The organism is Spirosoma humi, assembly GCF_054776575.1.
On record NZ_BAAHBR010000003.1, the window covers coordinates 242,326 to 259,581 of the forward strand.

At 51.3% G+C, this 17,256-nt stretch carries 15 protein-coding genes; 10 read left to right on the forward strand and 5 right to left on the reverse strand.

Annotated features, from left to right (window positions below):
• Positions 1-30 precede the first annotated feature (30 nt).
• The 3 genes from ACYU8Y_RS04630 to ACYU8Y_RS04640 all read right to left on the reverse strand — a co-directional run bounded on the left by ACYU8Y_RS04630 (position 31) and on the right by ACYU8Y_RS04640 (position 2,635).
• Positions 31-465 carry a DoxX family protein gene (locus ACYU8Y_RS04630; protein ID WP_460934680.1) on the reverse strand — a complete coding sequence of 145 codons (435 nt, stop codon included), beginning with the start codon at positions 463-465 and terminating at the stop codon, positions 31-33.
• Between the two features lie 165 nt (positions 466-630).
• Positions 631-1,026 (reverse strand): DUF779 domain-containing protein, encoded by a 396-nt coding sequence (locus ACYU8Y_RS04635; protein ID WP_460934682.1) that lies wholly within the window; start codon positions 1,024-1,026, stop codon positions 631-633.
• 94 nt (positions 1,027-1,120) lie between these two features.
• The gene (locus ACYU8Y_RS04640; protein ID WP_460934684.1) at positions 1,121-2,635 is read right to left on the reverse strand and encodes an aldehyde dehydrogenase family protein; all 1,515 of its coding nucleotides are present in this window, start codon (positions 2,633-2,635) and stop codon (positions 1,121-1,123) included.
• A 116-nt stretch (positions 2,636-2,751) separates the two neighbouring features.
• Between ACYU8Y_RS04640 and ACYU8Y_RS04645 the strand changes: the two genes are divergently transcribed.
• Both ACYU8Y_RS04645 and ACYU8Y_RS04650 read left to right on the forward strand, forming a co-directional pair.
• Positions 2,752-3,687: a helix-turn-helix domain-containing protein gene (locus tag ACYU8Y_RS04645; protein WP_460934686.1), complete on the forward strand. Its 936-nt coding sequence runs from the start codon at positions 2,752-2,754 to the stop codon at positions 3,685-3,687.
• Between the two features lie 275 nt (positions 3,688-3,962).
• Positions 3,963-4,481: a DinB family protein gene (locus ACYU8Y_RS04650; protein ID WP_460934688.1), complete on the forward strand. Its 519-nt coding sequence runs from the start codon at positions 3,963-3,965 to the stop codon at positions 4,479-4,481.
• A 181-nt stretch (positions 4,482-4,662) separates the two neighbouring features.
• Here ACYU8Y_RS04650 and ACYU8Y_RS04655 read toward each other — a convergent pair whose 3' ends face one another.
• Together ACYU8Y_RS04655 and ACYU8Y_RS04660 are read right to left on the reverse strand one after the other, a co-directional pair.
• Positions 4,663-5,496: an NAD-dependent epimerase/dehydratase family protein gene (locus tag ACYU8Y_RS04655; RefSeq protein ID WP_460934690.1), complete on the reverse strand. Its 834-nt coding sequence runs from the start codon at positions 5,494-5,496 to the stop codon at positions 4,663-4,665.
• A 65-nt stretch (positions 5,497-5,561) separates the two neighbouring features.
• Positions 5,562-6,422: an AraC family transcriptional regulator gene (locus ACYU8Y_RS04660; protein ID WP_460934692.1), complete on the reverse strand. Its 861-nt coding sequence runs from the start codon at positions 6,420-6,422 to the stop codon at positions 5,562-5,564.
• Between the two features lie 513 nt (positions 6,423-6,935).
• On the opposite strand from ACYU8Y_RS04660, the gene ACYU8Y_RS04665 reads away from it, so the two are divergent.
• From ACYU8Y_RS04665 to ACYU8Y_RS04700, 8 genes are all read left to right on the forward strand, one after another.
• Complete coding sequence (locus ACYU8Y_RS04665; protein WP_460934694.1) at positions 6,936-7,358, forward strand: hypothetical protein; 423 nt, start codon at positions 6,936-6,938, stop codon at positions 7,356-7,358.
• A 131-nt stretch (positions 7,359-7,489) separates the two neighbouring features.
• Positions 7,490-8,647, forward strand: a complete 1,158-nt coding sequence (locus ACYU8Y_RS04670; RefSeq protein ID WP_460934696.1) for an efflux RND transporter periplasmic adaptor subunit — start codon at positions 7,490-7,492, stop codon at positions 8,645-8,647.
• A 36-nt stretch (positions 8,648-8,683) separates the two neighbouring features.
• Complete coding sequence (locus tag ACYU8Y_RS04675; protein WP_460934698.1) at positions 8,684-11,899, forward strand: efflux RND transporter permease subunit; 3,216 nt, start codon at positions 8,684-8,686, stop codon at positions 11,897-11,899.
• Positions 11,886-13,325, forward strand: a complete 1,440-nt coding sequence (locus tag ACYU8Y_RS04680; protein ID WP_460934700.1) for an efflux transporter outer membrane subunit — start codon at positions 11,886-11,888, stop codon at positions 13,323-13,325. Before ACYU8Y_RS04675 ends, ACYU8Y_RS04680 begins: the two co-directional genes overlap by 14 nt.
• 72 nt (positions 13,326-13,397) lie before the next feature.
• Complete coding sequence (locus tag ACYU8Y_RS04685; protein ID WP_460934702.1) at positions 13,398-14,714, forward strand: hemolysin family protein; 1,317 nt, start codon at positions 13,398-13,400, stop codon at positions 14,712-14,714.
• A 182-nt stretch (positions 14,715-14,896) separates the two neighbouring features.
• Positions 14,897-15,163, forward strand: coding sequence for a hypothetical protein (locus ACYU8Y_RS04690; RefSeq protein WP_460934704.1), 267 nt, complete (start codon positions 14,897-14,899; stop codon positions 15,161-15,163).
• Between the two features lie 423 nt (positions 15,164-15,586).
• Positions 15,587-16,105, forward strand: a complete 519-nt coding sequence (locus ACYU8Y_RS04695) for a hypothetical protein (protein ID WP_460934705.1) — start codon at positions 15,587-15,589, stop codon at positions 16,103-16,105.
• Between the two features lie 485 nt (positions 16,106-16,590).
• On the forward strand, positions 16,591-17,073 hold the full coding sequence (locus ACYU8Y_RS04700; protein WP_460934707.1) for a hypothetical protein: 483 nt from the start codon (positions 16,591-16,593) through the stop codon (positions 17,071-17,073).
• The last annotated feature ends 183 nt before the right edge of the window (positions 17,074-17,256 follow it).

The window sequence follows — 17,256 nt, forward strand, 5'->3', positions numbered from 1 at the left end:
GATGAGTTTAGTTATTACCCCCTCAACGCATTAGCGGGCGTGTTGTTTTACATACTCGTCCATTGAAAACCGTCCGGACCCAAGCACCAGAAACAGGACTAACAACAGCAACACAATGACCGACAACCACAATTCTGAATTCATTGGCGAGAACCCCTGCCGGATATTAACGAAGAAGAGTGCACCGACCAGAATTGGTAATTGAATGAGGGTCATCAGACGTGTCAGGCAGCCAACGGCGATGAGGAAGCCGCCCATCAAATGAGCAAACGTAACGTAGTGAACCAGAATAACCGGGAAAAGGCCAAAATGAAGGCCACCCACTAATCGGGTCAGATAAGCCGTGTCGCTGATAAAGCTTACGCCTTTTAGCACCAGAATAACGCCCAGCACAATGCGGAGGGCATCTGTCCACGCCGGATGATGCGTGTCGCCCCAGTTTTCAACGCGATTCAGAATATTCATATCCGTAATTGGTTTAGTGAAAACTAACCGAATGTACAGCAATGAACGTCGAAAATGAGACTGATGGTCAAATAGTTAGTTAGCGGCTGTGCTGGTTTGTCGTTACCCTAAGCGGGCTACGCACGAGAAGCGATCCCGTCCTGACAGACGACAAACTAATAACGGTTACTCGCCGTCCAGCGGCCCGGCATGCACAGGTGCCAGATGCTCGATTTCGTCCGGTTCAAATAGTCGGGATCGAATCAAAAAACGAACGCCCAGGGGAATTTCGAGTGAAAAACTGGCCCCGCGTCCGGGTGTTACGTCGATGGTCAGGTGCGTATGCTGCCAATAGTCAAACTGATCGCTCGACATCCAGAAGTCGCATCCTTCAATCTGGCCCAGCAAAATGTCGGACTGGCCAATTCGGAATTCGCCTTTAGCAAAACACATCGGTGAGGAGCCGTCGCAGCAGCCCCCGCTTTGATGAAACATCAGGGGCCCGTGTTCTGCCCGAACTTTGTTGATCACCTCAGCAGCAGCCGGTGTGACGTCAACGCGCGAAGTGGTTTGCGTCGTCATAAGAAGATTATTTTCGACTGAGCGAATGATAGAATGAGTGAATATAGGCTGCGATACCATTCACTCATTCTATCATTCGCTCAGTCATAATTAATCAAAAGAAGCCTAATTTATTTTTGCTGTAAGAGATCAACAGGTTTTTGACCTGGCGATAGTGGTTCAGCATCATCAGGTGGTTCTCCCGGCCGAAGCCCGACTTTTTGTAGCCGCCGAACGGCGCATGAGCCGGGTAATCGTGGTAGCAGTTTACCCAGACACGGCCCGCCTGAATCTGACGGGGAATGGTATACAGCTCATGCGCATCCCTCGACCAGAAGCCTGCACCAAGTCCATACAGTGTATCATTGGCAATCGCTACCGCTTCGTCGGCATCCTTGAACGTCGTGACCGACAACACCGGTCCAAAAATTTCTTCCTGGAAGATCCGCATCTTGTTGTTGCCTTTGAAAATAGTCGGCTGGATGTAGAACCCGCCTTCGACACTATTGGCCGGACCACCACCCGTCAGCACCTCGGCACCTTCCTGTTTGCCAATGTCGATGTACGACAGAATTTTCTCGTATTGATCATTGCTGGCCTGCGCACCCATCATGGTTTCAGGATCGAGGGGATGGCCCAGTTTAATGGCTTTGGTGCGCTGGATAACCCGCTCCATAAACTTGTCGTAAATGTCTTCCTGCACCAGCAGGCGCGAAGGGCAGGTACAGATTTCGCCCTGATTGAGCGCAAACATGACGGCTCCTTCGACGCACTTATCGAAGAATTCATCGTCCTGATCGGCCACGGATTTCATGAAAATGTTCGGCGATTTACCTCCCAACTCCATCGTGACCGGAATCAGGTTTTCGGATGCATACTGCATAATCAGCCGCCCCGTTGTGGTTTCGCCCGTAAACGCTACTTTGTTGATGCGTTTGTGCTGGGCGAGGGGTTTGCCGGCTTCCGGACCAAACCCCTGGATGATGTTGACTACACCCGCAGGCACGATCCCTTCCAGTAATTCGAACAGAACGGCCAGCGACGTAGGCGTTTGCTCGGCTGGTTTGATCACGACGCAGCAACCAGCCGCCAGAGCGGGGGCCAGTTTCCAGGTAGCCATCAGCAAGGGAAAATTCCAGGGAATAATCTGGCCAACTACCCCAATGGGCTCCTTAATGATCAGCGATAGCGTATCGGCGTTGAGCTCGGTTGCCGACCCTTCTTCCGCCCGGATGACGCCGGCAAAATAGCGGAAGTGATCAACCACCAGCGGCATATCGGCCGCCATCGTTTCGCGGAGGGCTTTTCCATTCTCGACCGTTTCTACGCGGGCCAGAAATTCCAGGTTCTGCTCAATGACGTCGGCAATCTGCAGGAGTACTTTGCTACGTTCGGTTACCGACGTTTTCCCCCAGGTCTCAAACGCCTTATGCGCTGCATCGACAGCCAAATCGACATCGGCTGCTTTTGAACGGGGCATTTTAGCAATCAGGCTGCCATCGACCGGCGATTCGTTGTTAAAATACTCCCCACCAACGGGGGGGACCCATTTTCCACCAATGTAATTCTCGTACTGAGTCTTGAACATCGGCCGGGGCATAATCTTGCTCGGTGCTTCTGCAGTTTGCATGGCTGAAAAAAGGTTTTTTGTGATTAATTAACTTCTTCACAAATTTTGCCGAAATTGTCCAAGTTTAGTTGCGTTATACTCTCATAAACTTACGAAATACTACCATCGGCGATCGTATGAGACATACCGGAAAAGCAGAGAAAAAGGAAGCTGTCAGCGCATGGGGTAACCGGTTAGACACGCTGGTAGAGAATAAACTGACCCTGAACCATGATTCGGCTGAGTTACACTTGTATGAGACGTTTCAGCCAGCTCAGTTAATTCAGTTGCGGTTCAATGCGCCCGTTATGACCAGTATGCTGAGCGGACGCAAAGTGATGCATCTGCGCGAGATGGAGCCGTTTAATTACCAGCCCGGCGAGTCGTTGTTGCTGCCCTCTGACCGGCTGATGCAGATTGATTTTCCCGATGCCACCACCGATGAGCCAACGCGTTGTCTGGCCCTGACGATCGCCGATGAGTTTATTCGGGAAACCATTGCCGAACTCAATGAACAAGTGCCCAGGGTTGAAGCCGTCAATGAGTGGCAGTTGGATGTTGACAACTACCTCCTGCAAAACGATCCTGAAATCAGTTCGCTCACGGATAAACTGATTCGGCTCTTTCGGGAAAACAACCCCTTCAAGCCCTTCTTTATCAAAAATACCCTTCGTGAGCTCATTGTCCGTCTGTCGCAAACCCAGGTACGAACGGGACTTCTTCTTCAGACAAGTCAACACCTCAATACGAACCGGTTGGCATATGTCGTGGCGTATATCCGGGAAAATCTGACGCGGGCCTTGACTGTTGAGGAGTTGAGTGACAAAGCCTGCCTGTCGAAATCACACTTTTTTCGACGTTTCAAAAGTGAACTGGGCGTTTCGCCAGCCCAATTTATTTTAACCGAGCGCATTCAGCTGTCGAAAGCTATTTTAAGCAATCCGAGCAAGTCGATCAGCGATGCCTGCTACGAGTCAGGCTTCAACAGCCTGACACACTTCAGTAGTGCCTTTCGTTCCATTGAACGCATCTGCCCAAGGCAATTTAAACGGCAACTTTTCGGGGCAAACTGAACAGCGGCAGTATCTATGGCGTTCAAGCTGGCCATAACCAACCCAAAAGGCCAGTTTTCGACTTATGCCCGGTATGCCATGCGAAAGAGGAAGTACGTCGGCTTGATAGCGGCTAGGTTTGTAGCTTGAATCGCTTCGATCAACTGACATTACAGCGGGTAGGGCTCAGGTTGATTAAATACAGCCGACCAAGTTCACTGCTGACATACCGTTGTCACTGCCCTGGCTTTTCTTTGTCTTGTTAATTAATTGATAACGTCAATCAATAGCAGACCATGGAAAATACAGCGCAGCTTAACCAAACGATCGAGCAGATCGTCGTCTCACCCCAGCAACTTCTTGCTCATTGGCAGGGACACCGGCAACTCACCCGCCGATTGATCGAAACCTACCCCGACGAGCACTTCTTTTCGTATGCCCTGGGCGGCATGCGCCCTTGCTCGGCGCTGGTTGATGAAATCCTGCAAATGGCCGACCAGAGCATGCAGGGCGTTGTTTCGGGCCAGTGGCCTTCCTTTGGCGAGGGGGAGGAGGCATCTCCCAAAGCCACGACGAAGCAGCAAGTACTGGACCAGTGGGATCGGGTAACCGAAACGATTAATGCCCACTGGCCACTGATTCCGCCCGCTCGTTTCCAGGAGGTCGACAAGGCGTTTGGTCTTTATGAAGGACCAATCTACTGGTTTCTTTTCTATCTGATCGACAATGAAATTCATCACCGGGGTCAGGCTTATGTTTACCTGCGCACCCTGGGCGTAGAACCACCTGCTTTCTGGGATCGCCCCCAAGTGTAGTTCGCCGGTAAGCCCTTGAAGGATAAGGTGTTTTATAAACGCCTTGGCCGATCTAATGATTGGCCAAGGCGTTTTCGTATTCTGCTGGCGGCTATCCAGCACGTGTAAAGCGATAAGTACAGAGCCGTCAGCCATTTTTCGGGATAATATTTTTTCTCTAAACCCCTCTTCCAGACCGACATTACATAATTTGCTCCTGCATCGCCTGATAAACCGTCCTGACCACCGGTTGGAAGCCCAGACTGCGAGCCAATGAACTGTCACTCAACAGGTACCAGGGATTCACCAGCGGTTCGGAGGAGGATTCCAGTTGTACGCCCACCAATTGGGCTAATTCGTAAATCGATGTAGGGGCTTCATCCGCGATATTGACGGTTTTCCCATCCATCACCCCAGCTAAAGCCAGTTTCATCGCCGTAGCGATGTCGCGGTGGTGAATGGTACTCATTCGCATGGCGGGATGCCATTTGCCGGCAATGGCATAACGGGGCAGCGAGTCTAAATGGCCATCCCCGTCACCATAGACAAATGGAAATCGCAGAACGACCCAGTTGAGCCCACTGTCGCGTAGTTCCCGCTCAGCCGCCACCTTACTGGCTGGGTAGGCCTGGTGGGGAGCAACGTCATCGTCTTCGCGACCCGGATGCGGGTTCGTTGCGCTGTAAACGTTGGTCGTACTGGCCAGAATGAAACGGGCGGTAGGGGCATGGACTTTTGCGGCCTCGATCAGGTTGCGCGTTCCTTCCAGATTGCTCTTCCAGATCAGATCCGTGTCTTGCGTGCGAAATACTGCGGCTAGATGGATAATGGCTGACACATCCTTCACGGCCTCGCTGAGCGATGTAGAATCGAATAGATCGCCTTCTATTGCCGACACACCGGCCGGAACAGGCTTTCCGGCTCGCACCAGCGCGCGGCAGTCCATACCCGCATCGGCAAGACGCTGGAGCAGGCGCTCCCCCACAAGGCCGGTCACACCGGTTACTAATAGTTTCCCCAGTTGATTAGTCATCATTTTAGTCGTTCGTTTATGAAGACAAAGCTCTGGAGAAGTCAGGCAATGGAGCCGGACAAAAACCGTTAAGATGCGGACAAATCCTGAAAGAAAGCCGCCACCGTCTTCCCGGTGATCTTCCTGAACAAGCGGGAAAAATAACTGGGGTCACTAAAGCCAAGCTCGAAGGCTAACTCCTTGACGGAGGTCCGTCCGCCATAATGCAACCGGCGCTTGGCCTCCAGAATCAGTCGGTGGTTAATGAACTCTTTGGGGGAGAGGCCCGAATAATGCTTGACCAGCTGATTCAACCGATCCGTACTTAGGGCGAGTTCCTGGGCAGCATGACGGATGGTTGGATGCTCCGTCAGGTTATTTTCAACGAATACCTGGAAGGCGATATACTTTGTCATTTGTTGGTCGGCAGGCTTAGCATCAGCTGAAAAATATGCCGTATTGATTTCCGTCAACAGGCTATTGAGGTGGGCCAGGATAAGTTCAGGGTCCGTATCTAAAACAGCTAATAAGCCTTGGAGTAGTTCAAATATCGCTTGCAGCCTCCTGGCAGTAGTGGCAGAAAACCTTATTTTTTGTTGATTAAGTGGATTGAGCAGGAACGGGTATTGTTTCGGTAATCGAGCCAGGCAGTGGTCATCAAAGCCTAATTTATAGTACTCTTTTGCCTGTAGGCTGATCGGCATGTGTTGAATCTGATGCGGCAACGAGAAAACTAATTCATGCTGGCCGAGGGTAAGCGTTCCGCCGTCAACGCCATACTGAGTAGCCCCCTGCTGGATAAACAGAAAGAAGTAGTAGGGTAACCGGTGGGGGAGTTTATACGTATCGCTGTTCTGGAGAGCTAAATGGCCGAAATCGGGGGAAACGATACGGATAGGTAATCGACTATTTTGGCTGAATTCCTCGGGTAATGAATTAATCTTATGCATAATGCATATCTGGTAATGACGTCAACATACAACCACAAAAATGTACTTTTCACGGCGCAAATCAATTGAAGGCAACCCATACGATGGTGAACAGTCAACTGTTCCTGGCAGTGAATATAGAACGTGTATGTTGAAATGCCCTATGTAATGAGCAGACACATGAAGCCCCTTCGTCTCACAAATGAGCTTTTCTGTGAGGCTGGTGCCCATTGACCCGTTATGAAAGTGTTGACAGTTGTCCGATCCTGAAAATAATCCGTTAGGCAATCTCTCCTGAATCGCCGTCCTACAGCGGGATTCTCTAGAAGAGAGTTTCCTGATAAATTTTTATTTAGTGAGTACTAAAACTTCTTTTGACAAATGGTGTCCCAGCAAGAAAGGCTGGAAAAGAGCGGAGAATTTAACTATGCCAGCAAAATCTAGCAGGATTCAAACAATTATTTTCGATTAAAAATGAATTAAAGCATTAGGTCTTACTTCGCGTTATATTTGTTACGATCCATCCCGGTGATCATGCAAAAGAAGCGTATACACAACCCAATCTGGCACCGACTGTTCTGCCTGCTGATGGCCTTTTATGTCATCAACGTCAGCATCGATGCGCCCGATGGGTATGTATCGCCTAACAGCCAGGGCGAATACCGGGAAGACTTGTCTTTCAATGAAATTGAAAGCTTCTTTGAACTGGTGCTTGAAGTAGGCTTTGGCCTGAACGACGCAGTACCTGAACACGACGAGTCGGACGAAGAAGAAGATCAACTCACCAAAATCTTCATGGACTGGTCGATTCCTGGGCCGGTTATCGTTTATCTTGTGAATCCTGTAGCGAGCTTTCGGCTCCCCATTCTGATGGCTTATACCGGTATTAGTTACCTGTCCAACCCGTCAGAGATCACGACCCCACCCCCGCAACGGCGGCTCGGCCAAATCGCGTAATAACGTAACGGCAGTCATTGGTATGCTGGTCAATCCTGGCCATGCGTAGAATGCCGTTTGCTCAGGCAAACTCGGCTTGCCCGTCCGGGCACGTCTTTTTTTCAATCCATTTTTATTTTTTCCTAACGAACATGCTTGTTCAACCAGTGGCCCGCATTCGCCGGGTCCGATTGACGACGCTTGTCCTGCCGTTTTGTGTGTCTGTTTCGTTACTGACAGCGTGCACAACCGAGAAAAAGCAGGAGACAGCGAAAATTGAAAAATACTCCGTCGTACAGCCCATCGTGACGGATACACTCTACGCCAAAGATTACGTTGCCGACATTCAGGCGGTACAGAACGTAGAAATCCGATCCCGAATTGAAGGCTATCTGGACCACATCTACGTCGATGAAGGGGCTTTCGTCCATAAGGGTCAGTTGCTCTTCACGGTCAATAATCCCGAATACCGCGAAGAATTAATGCGGGCTACGGCCAGTCTCAACAATGCGATGGCGGAAGCTAAAACCGCCGAGGTAGAGGTTAAGAGCGTTTCGCTATTGACGGCCAAAAAGGTCATTTCTGAGATTGAACTGGAAAAGGCCCAGGCGAAACTGTCGGCTTTACGAGCGAAGGTCGATGAGGCTAAGACGGCCCAAACCGGGGCGCGACTCAAGTTGACGCTGACTCAATTACGGGCACCCTTCGACGGCGTAGTGGACCGGATCCCCAACAAGGTGGGCAGTCTGGTGGAAGGGGGAACGTTACTGACGACGTTATCGGACAATCGACAGGTGTTTGCTTACTTCAACGTACCCGAAGGGGAATACCTGGATTTTGTTACGGCTAACGATGCAGTCCATAAACGGGATGTGTCCCTGCTGCTGGCTAATAATCAACTGCACACCAGTAAGGGCAGTATTGAGAAAATCGACGGGCAGATCGACCGGAATACGGGTAATATCGCCTTCCGGGCCCGCTTCGCTAATCCCAAAAACTTGCTGAAACACGGTTCGAGCGGGAAGGTCAGGATGAATCAGGCCGTGACGGACGCTGTGCTTATTCCCCAGAAAGCAACTTTCGAGTTGCAGGACAAGCTGTTTGTGTTTGTTGTGGGCGCTGACAATAAAGTACACATGCAACGTTTCGTACCCAAACTTCGTCTGCCTCAGCTCTATGTCGTCCAATCAGGCCTGACCGCTTCGGACCGTATCCTGTATGAAGGGATTCAGACGGTGAAGGAAGGCGATCTAATCGAACCGCACCTGGTTTCAGCGCCCCAACTCAGGTCTCAATTGGCCAAGCAGTAACTCTCAACCGTTCAACAACCGCAATGGCGGACCACTATGTTTTCAAAATTCATTGAGCGCCCGGTACTGGCTATTGTCATTTCGGTGATCATTACGCTGCTGGGTCTGTTAGCCATGACGCAGTTGCCGATGACGCAATTTCCGTCGGTGGCCCCTCCCGAAGTTAACGTCACCACCGAATACACGGGCGCTAACGCCGAAACGTCGGTTAAAGCGGTTATCACCCCCCTCGAACGGGCTATTAATGGCGTTCCGGGCATGAAGTATATGTCATCCGATGCCACCAACGATGGTGTAAGCGTCGTACAGGTCATCTTTGAGGTGGGTACTGACCCCGACGTAGCGGCAGTAAACGTGCAGAATCGGGTTGCCGCCGTCATGGCCGAACTGCCCTCGGAGGTTATTAAAAACGGGGTGAAGATTGCCAAGGAAGAAAATTCGATGCTGATGTATCTGAACGTTTTCAGCAGCCATGACGCCCTGGATGAGAAGTTCCTCTACAACTTCGCCGATATCAACATACTGGCTGAGCTAAAACGCATCAAGGGCGTTGGGTATGCCGATATCATGGGAGCTAGGGAATATGCCATGCGCGTCTGGCTCAAACCGGATCGCATGATGGCCTACAACATATCGGCGGAAGAAGTGGTCGAACGGCTACAGGAGCAGAACGTCGAAGCGGCTCCCGGTAAGTTGGGTGAAAGCTCCGACAAGCAGGGACAGGCCCTTCAGTATGTGCTAAAATACACGGGCAAATACACCACCGAGGAGCAGTACGGCAATATTCCCCTCAAAGCGAACGCCGATGGTGAACTGCTGCGGCTAAAAGACCTGGCTGATATTGAGTTCAGCACGACCTATTATGACGTTGTGTCCAAGCACAATGGTCGGCCATCGGCCGCTATTATGCTGAAACAGCTACCTGGTTCGAACGCTAGCGAAGTCATTGCCGGTATCAAAACCCGGATGGCGGAACTGAAACAGACCCGTTTTGCCCCCGGTATGGATTACGAAATCACCTATGACGTGTCGCGCTTTCTGGACGCATCGGTGCACGAAGTAATCAAAACACTGATTGAAGCCTTCTTTCTGGTAGCCCTGGTCGTATTCCTGTTTTTGCAGGACTGGCGGTCAACCCTCATTCCCGCTATTGCCGTGCCGGTCGCCCTGATTGGTACCTTCTTTTTTATGCAGCTTTTTGGCTTCTCCATCAACCTCATCACACTCTTCGCCCTCGTATTGGCCATCGGCGTGGTGGTCGATGACTCTATTGTGGTTGTCGAAGCGGTTCACGCCAAGATGGAAGGGGCCGGGGGCGCATCCGGCGGGTTGAGTCCCTGGGAAGCTGCCAAGGCAGCGATCAGCGAAATTGGCGGGGCGGTGATGGCCATTACCCTGGTGATGATTGCCGTGTTTGTGCCCGTTATGTTTCTGACGGGTCCCGTGGGGATTTTCTTTCGGCAGTTTGCCGTGACAATGACCGTTGCCATTCTGATCTCCGCCATCAACGCCCTTACCCTTAGTCCGGCTTTGTGCGCACTCATCCTCAAAAATACGCCGGGCCACGATGGGCATGATAGCCCCAAAACCGGGGTCTTGACGGGCTTCTTTACCCGCTTTAACGCAGCGTATGAAAGCCTGGCCCACCGCTACGGATCGCTGTTGCGGGTTATTGTCAATCGGCGGGTGGTGACGTTTGGTCTACTGCTCGCCTTCTGCGCGGGCGTCTGGGGCACGAGTTCGCTGGTCGCACCGGGCTTTATTCCTAACGACGATCAGGGTACGTTCTACGCCAGCATTACGACCCCGGCGGGGGCTACCCTGGAACGAACGCGTCAGGTGGTTGATCAGATACAGCAACTAGCCACGGGAGTTCCGGCCATAAAATCCGTTTCGACGCTGGCCGGGAACAATATCCTCTCCGACGGTACGGGGGCCACCTTCGGTACTTGCCTGATCAACCTGAAAACCTGGGATGAACGAACGGAATCGGTCGATGAGGTGATCGAAGCGCTGGCCGAAAAGACGCACGGCATTAAAGGCGCTAAGATTGAATTTTTTCCACCCCCAGCCGTGCCGGGCTACGGCAATGCCAGTGGCCTGGAGCTACGGTTACTCGATCAGACCGGTACGGGCGACTACAAGAAGATGGAAGCCGTGGTTCAGCAGTTTGTGAAGGATTTGGAAGATCGTCCCGAAATCGAGAATACGTTTACCATCTTCGATGCCAGCTTTCCGCAGTACATGCTCTACGTTGATCCCGACAAAGCGGCCCAAAAGGGGGTGTCGGTCGGACGAGCGATGCAGACGTTGCAAACCCTGATCGGTTCGGAGTATGCAACCAACTTTATTCGGTTCGGACAGATGTATAAAGTCATGGTGCAGGCCCTGCCCAGCTACCGGGCCCAACTGGAGGATCTGCTGAAGCTGTACGTGAAAAATGAAAACGGCGAAATGGTACCTTACTCGGCGTTTATGCGCGTGGAGCGGGTATATGGTCTGGAGCAGGCCACCCGGTACAATATGTATCCTTCGGCTGAAATCAATGGGCAGGCAGCCCCTGAATTTAGCAGCGGTAGCGCCATTCGGGCCGTGCAGGACGTAGCGGCCACCAAGCTACCCAAAGGCTACAGCATTGACTGGGCCGGTATCTCGCGCGATGAAGTGCAGTCGGGCAATCAGGCGATCTATATTTTTGCGATCTGTCTGGTATTTGTGTACCTGATTCTGGCCGCTCAATACGAAAGTTTCCTGCTGCCACTGCCCGTGATTCTCTCGCTGCCGACGGGCGTTTTTGGGGCGTTTTTCTTTCTGTGGGTAACGGGTCTGGAAAACAACATCTACGCCCAGATCGCGATGGTCATGCTGATCGGACTGTTGGGCAAAAACGCCATTCTGATCGTGGAGTTTGCCAATCAACGCCGGGCCGATGGCCTGTCAATCATCCCGGCAACCATCGAAGGCGCACTCGCCCGGTTGCGGCCTATCCTGATGACTTCCTTTGCTTTCATCGCGGGTCTGATTCCACTTTGCATCGCTACGGGCGCGGGAGCAGTCGGTAACCGAACTATCGGCACCGCTGCTGCGGGGGGCATGCTGGTAGGCACGGTGTTCGGGCTAGTCATTATACCGGGGCTGTATGTCGTGTTTGCCAGCCTGGCGAACCGGTTCAGTAAAACGCGTCCAGTGCAAAACCCGCCGTTAATTGAAACGAAATCCCATACCAACGCTACCTTACATGAAACGGTGTAAACGTCATTTGCTAGTGGCCGGTGCGGTGCTCGGTAGCCTTGGCGGGTGTCGGACTATACATCAGCCCACATCCACACCCGTGGTGTCAGTCCCTCAATCCTTTGCGGGTAATGCCGATTCATCGGGCATTGGCGAGCAGCCGTTCCGGTTGCTGTTTACCGACCCCAACCTGGTCGCCCTTATTGATACCGCCCTGGTTAATAACCTGGATCAGAAAATAGCCCTGCAGCGCATCAATGTGGCCCGCGCTACGTTCGGTATTAGTCAGGGGGCTCTGTTGCCACAGGTTGATGCGGTGGCAACGGCTGGCCTGGACCGTTTTGGCCGCTACACCATGAACGGAGTCGGGAATTTCGACACGAACCTATCTGATAATGTCAAGGGGGGCCGCCTGATTCCGAATCCCACGCCCGACTTTTTTACCGGTTTTCGAGCCTCGTGGGAAGCGGACCTATGGGGTAAACTTCGCAACCGTCGGAGGGCAGCCTACAACCGGGTACTGGCTTCCGTAGAAGGCCGCAATCTGGTCCTTACTGCCCTCACCGCTGAAATCGCCCGGCTGTATTACACCCTTTTAGCCGACGACGCCGAAGTGGAAATTATCCGCGACAACATCGAACTGCAGGAGCAGGCGGTCGAACTGGTCAACGTACAGAAGCAGGCGGGGCGCGTGACCGAGCTGGCCGTGCAGCAATTCAACGCACAGCTCCTGAACACACGCGGCCTGGAAGGGCAGGTACGCCAGCGACTCGTTGAGACCGAAAATCAGATCAATGTGCTACTGGGTCGTTATCCCGGACCTATTAAGCGCGGGCCTTCCATTCGGGAGCAGCAACTACCCGCGTCGGTACTGGCCGGTATTCCCTCGCAGTTAGTCCGTCGCCGGCCCGACATCCGGCAGGCCGAGCGCGAACTGGAAGCTGCCAACGTGGACGTAGCCGTGGCCCGCGCTGACTTTTTGCCAAGCCTGAGCCTAACACCCTACGTTGGCCTCAACGCGTTCCGGCCCTCGGTACTGCTCGATCCCGCGTCGCTGGTGGCCGGTGTACTGGGCAGTCTGGCCGCACCCGTATTTAACCGACGCTTGCTGAAAGGGAATCTGGCTATTTCGCAGGCCCAAAGCCGCGAAGCTTATTTTGCCTACCAACGAGCGATCGTGACGGGGGTGAGTGAGGTGGTCAGTAACCTGAACGGGCTGGAGAACTACAGGGCCGTGGCCAATTTACAAACGCAGGAAGTCGCGGTACTCAGGCAGGCCGCTACCACGTCCAACGACCTGTTTGCGGCTAATTACGCCACTTATTTAGAAGTAATCACGGCTCAACAGTCGGTGCTGGATGCAGAACGGGCGCTGATTAATACCAAACAATCCCAGTTTCTGTCCTTGGTCGATTTATACAGAGCGCTGGGGGGCGGCCGGGAATAACCGAATACCTTTATTAACCAGTAGCCTTCCGCAAATAAAGTGGTGTAAGGCTATTTTTTCACTGATACGCGCATGCTTCTCAATTTCCTGTTTACCCTGCTACTGGTTGCCCTAAACGGTTTTTTTGTGGCGGCAGAATTTGCCATTGTTAAAGTAAGGGCGTCCCAATTGGAGCTTAAAGCGCAGGCGGGCAATGCGTCGGCCCGGCTGGCTACTCATATGCTTTCGCACCTCGACGGGTATTTAGCCGCTACCCAGTTTGGCATTACCCTGGCCAGTTTGGGACTAGGCTGGATTGGCGAACCGGTCGTGGGGGCGCTATTGACCGCCGGGTTTGACCTGGTCGGTCTTTCGCTGAGCGCGGAGATGGCCCACCAGATTTCGCTACCCATTGCGTTTGCCCTCATCACGATGCTGCATATTGTTTTTGGCGAACTGGCCCCTAAATCGCTCGCTATTCAGCGGTCAGAAAGCACAACACTGCTCATCGCTTATCCCCTGCAGGGATTTTATCTCGTCTTCCGCCCCTTTATCTGGGTGCTGAACGGATTCGCCAACACGGTACTGAAAGGGGTTGGCATCCAGGCCACTCACGGGAATGAAGTGCATAGTCCGGATGAGTTAAAGTATTTGGTGCGCCAGAGTCAGGAGGAGGCCGAAGAATCGGATCACCCGATTCCGGCTTCCGATCTGACCATCGTGGGTCGAGCTTTTGATTTTTCGGATCGAACTGTCCGGCAGATTATGGTGCCTAGGACGCACATTTTCGGGATCGATGTAAATGATTTCGATCAGCTCGTGCTGGAGCGTGTCATGGCCGAAAAATACTCCCGAATCCTGTGTTACGATGACGACCTGGATCATGTACTGGGCGTTATCCACCTGCGCGACCTGCTGATCACCCTACGACAGCATCCATCCGTCGATCTGCGCTCCCTGGCTAAACCGTTGCTGGTGGTGCCGGAAACGAAGTCGATTCGTCTGCTGCTGCGCGATTTGCAGCGGCAGCGTAAAGTCATGGCGTTAGTCATCAATGAATATGGAGGTACCGAGGGCCTGGTGACTATGGAAGACATTCTGGAGGAACTGGTGGGTGAAATTCAGGATGACTCCGATGAGGAACGCCCAATGGTGGAACAGATCAATGAGACAACTTATTCGGTGCTGGCCACCCAGTCGCTCGACGATCTCAACGCCCTGCTGCCTCACCCGTTGCACCGGCAGGGCGATTACGAATCGCTGGCCGGTCTCCTGCTGGGTCGATTTGGCCGATTGCCCAGCGAAGGCGAAAAAACCCGGGTCGATAACTACGAAGCGACCGTAACGGCCCGGATCGGCAACTCTATTGAACGGGTGCAATTGCGTGATTTAACCACCGATCAGGCCTGAACGGTTCACGGATACCACAAGTAATTCAAACGCTATGTGGATAGAAAGGGTCCAGGGTTTATATCCAAACAAATCGCTATATGCTCCGTCTATACACTCTAGTTTGCTTGTTGCTTTTTACGGTGAGTTGTCATAAAGGAGTAGAGACTCCCGACGTAGCTGCTTCAAACCTACCATGCAACGTGAAAGACCCAATTAATGAGTTAAAATGGCTTAACGACCAGTTCAAGGCGTTTGTGAGTGGTCCAACAGTAAATGGTATTGTCATCTTCCGATTTGAGGATAGAGACATTATTGAAGTACAAAACTCCCTGTTTAACTCAACAAACCAACATCAGTATTACTGTACTGGCGAACGACTCAACCTGGATGACCCTGCACGATTTAATCAGTACCGAAAAGAACGGCAAGAAGTGAAAGTTCTCTACGGCACTAATCTCTGGAAATAAGCCTGGTTAAGTGGTACACTGCGAATAGTAGTAAGTGGGGCTTCGTTTATTGCCGAAATGGACCATAGCCACAGTAGACATGACTGAGACGGTCTACGCATGGCTCCCTGTTTAGGACACTCGCTTGCTACCAAATCTTCAACGTGCCTAATCAGGATAGAATCTCGCTGACCTGTTCGGTGATTGTAAGCCGTACCCTTGGCTGTCTCGAAAGACCTGTCCCTGCGGATCGTGGATACCAAGATGCCGACTCGTCATAGCTGGTCTGTCAGCATAGTAGCCTGACCGAAATGGACTAGCTAATAAAATATATTGTTTAATGTTTTCGTCGATTTGTTAACTATAAATACCTATTAGTAAAATTAGATAACCCTTATACGTAAATGGCTTACTATTGCCGGATTATTTAACACTTAATTCACTATGCATAAGCACATTTACTATTTACTCATACTTCAATTGATGAGTCTATCCACTTACGGTCAATGCGACCAGCTTGTCAGAGCAGCCAGTAAAGAAAGTGATCGAGTTGTGGTCACGACAACCCAGGTTGGTAAACCATCAACTGAACCAATCCAGTACAGACGTGTACAGCAGAAAGGGCAAACCCGGTTTTTCCTACAGCTTTATACCGCTGGTGGTTCCGCATTGCCTCAAAAAGGAGCAACCGTCTTCTTTACAGATGGATCAAGCATTCAATGGCCCAATGTTGCTGTTACGTCCTGGTTGAATGAAGCTGGACACACTAGCCATTGTTTGATTAAACTAGTGGAGAATGAGATTGAACAGTTCCAGGACAAAACAGTCGCCAGCTTAACGCTCTTCACTCATAAAAGATTGGTTACTGTTCAGCAGGCTCAGCGGGCTAAGAATCTGATTAATTGTGTAATCGGGGCTGACCTGATCGACATTAAATCAGACCAATTGGTTCGCCACCAATAAAGAGTAAAACTATCAAAAGCGGCTGCTGCCCCATTTGTGCTACATAACTCTGAACATAATCGTCTTGGAGTTATGTAGCGTTGAACGGTCAGCTTGAGTAAATAATAAAAAAGGGGTCAATCTTTCTACGTAGTATCCGCTTGGCGAATTGTTGTTTTGACGCATTTTTTGCCATGACATTCGCAATCGAATTAACATGAATGGCCGATCATAACGATTGGACTTATACCTTTTTTTCTGGGCACCCGTTGATGGCTAAATCCGCTCGCGTTGCCATTCGCTCAATGGGTGTAAAGGGTTATGGTGAAACGAAAAGCATATGCTCAAATTTGAAGCTGAAATCAACCGTTAACAGTTGACCAGCCCCATCACTAAGCGAAGAGGAACGATCTGTCAGCTCGACGAACACCCTCATCCCGGCTCGACTGGACTAACGGCTTGTTTCATCACCTATACATTAAGCCAGTTATCTAATCGCCTAGCGTATGCACTACCCAGCTTTGTTGCTCTGCTTCCTGATCTCCTGTTCTACCTTTTCTCAAACTGCTCAGTCCGACCTGCGAGGTGCCCATTTTGGCATGACTATGACGGAGGTTAAAGCTAGTGAATCCCAGAAACCAGCCGAAGAAAAAGATGACCAGCTTCGGTACACAAACGTGTCGCTGGGTCAGGAGCAGGGAGACTTATATTATTTGTTCGAAGACAATCGACTTGTTGGGGCTACCTATCATTTTTTGTCGCCATCTCCCTCCAAACAAATGTATGTTGCCCGCTACGATAAACTAAAAGCGTATTTTACGGAGCAGTACGGACAACCCGCCAATGATAACACCAATCCGTCGCTGAAAAAGGGGCCTGTCGATCATCGCAGTGCTATCTGGCGCAAAGACGGTAAGATGATTATGGTGCTTCAGGACAACGAAAAAGGCAAAGCCTTACTGACCGTTCTATTGACAAAGAGTAGTTAGTTAACCCGAATCTTGGCTAATGAACTCAACTACTTGTTCAGGACAAACTCCTCGATAAAACTGGATCTGACACCTTGAACTGGCCATTAAGTTAGATCATATTTAATGGCCAGTCTCATTGACGAGCGTTTACGATCCTTAGAAAGAATCGTAAACGCTAAATAGTGGTATATAGTCTTATAT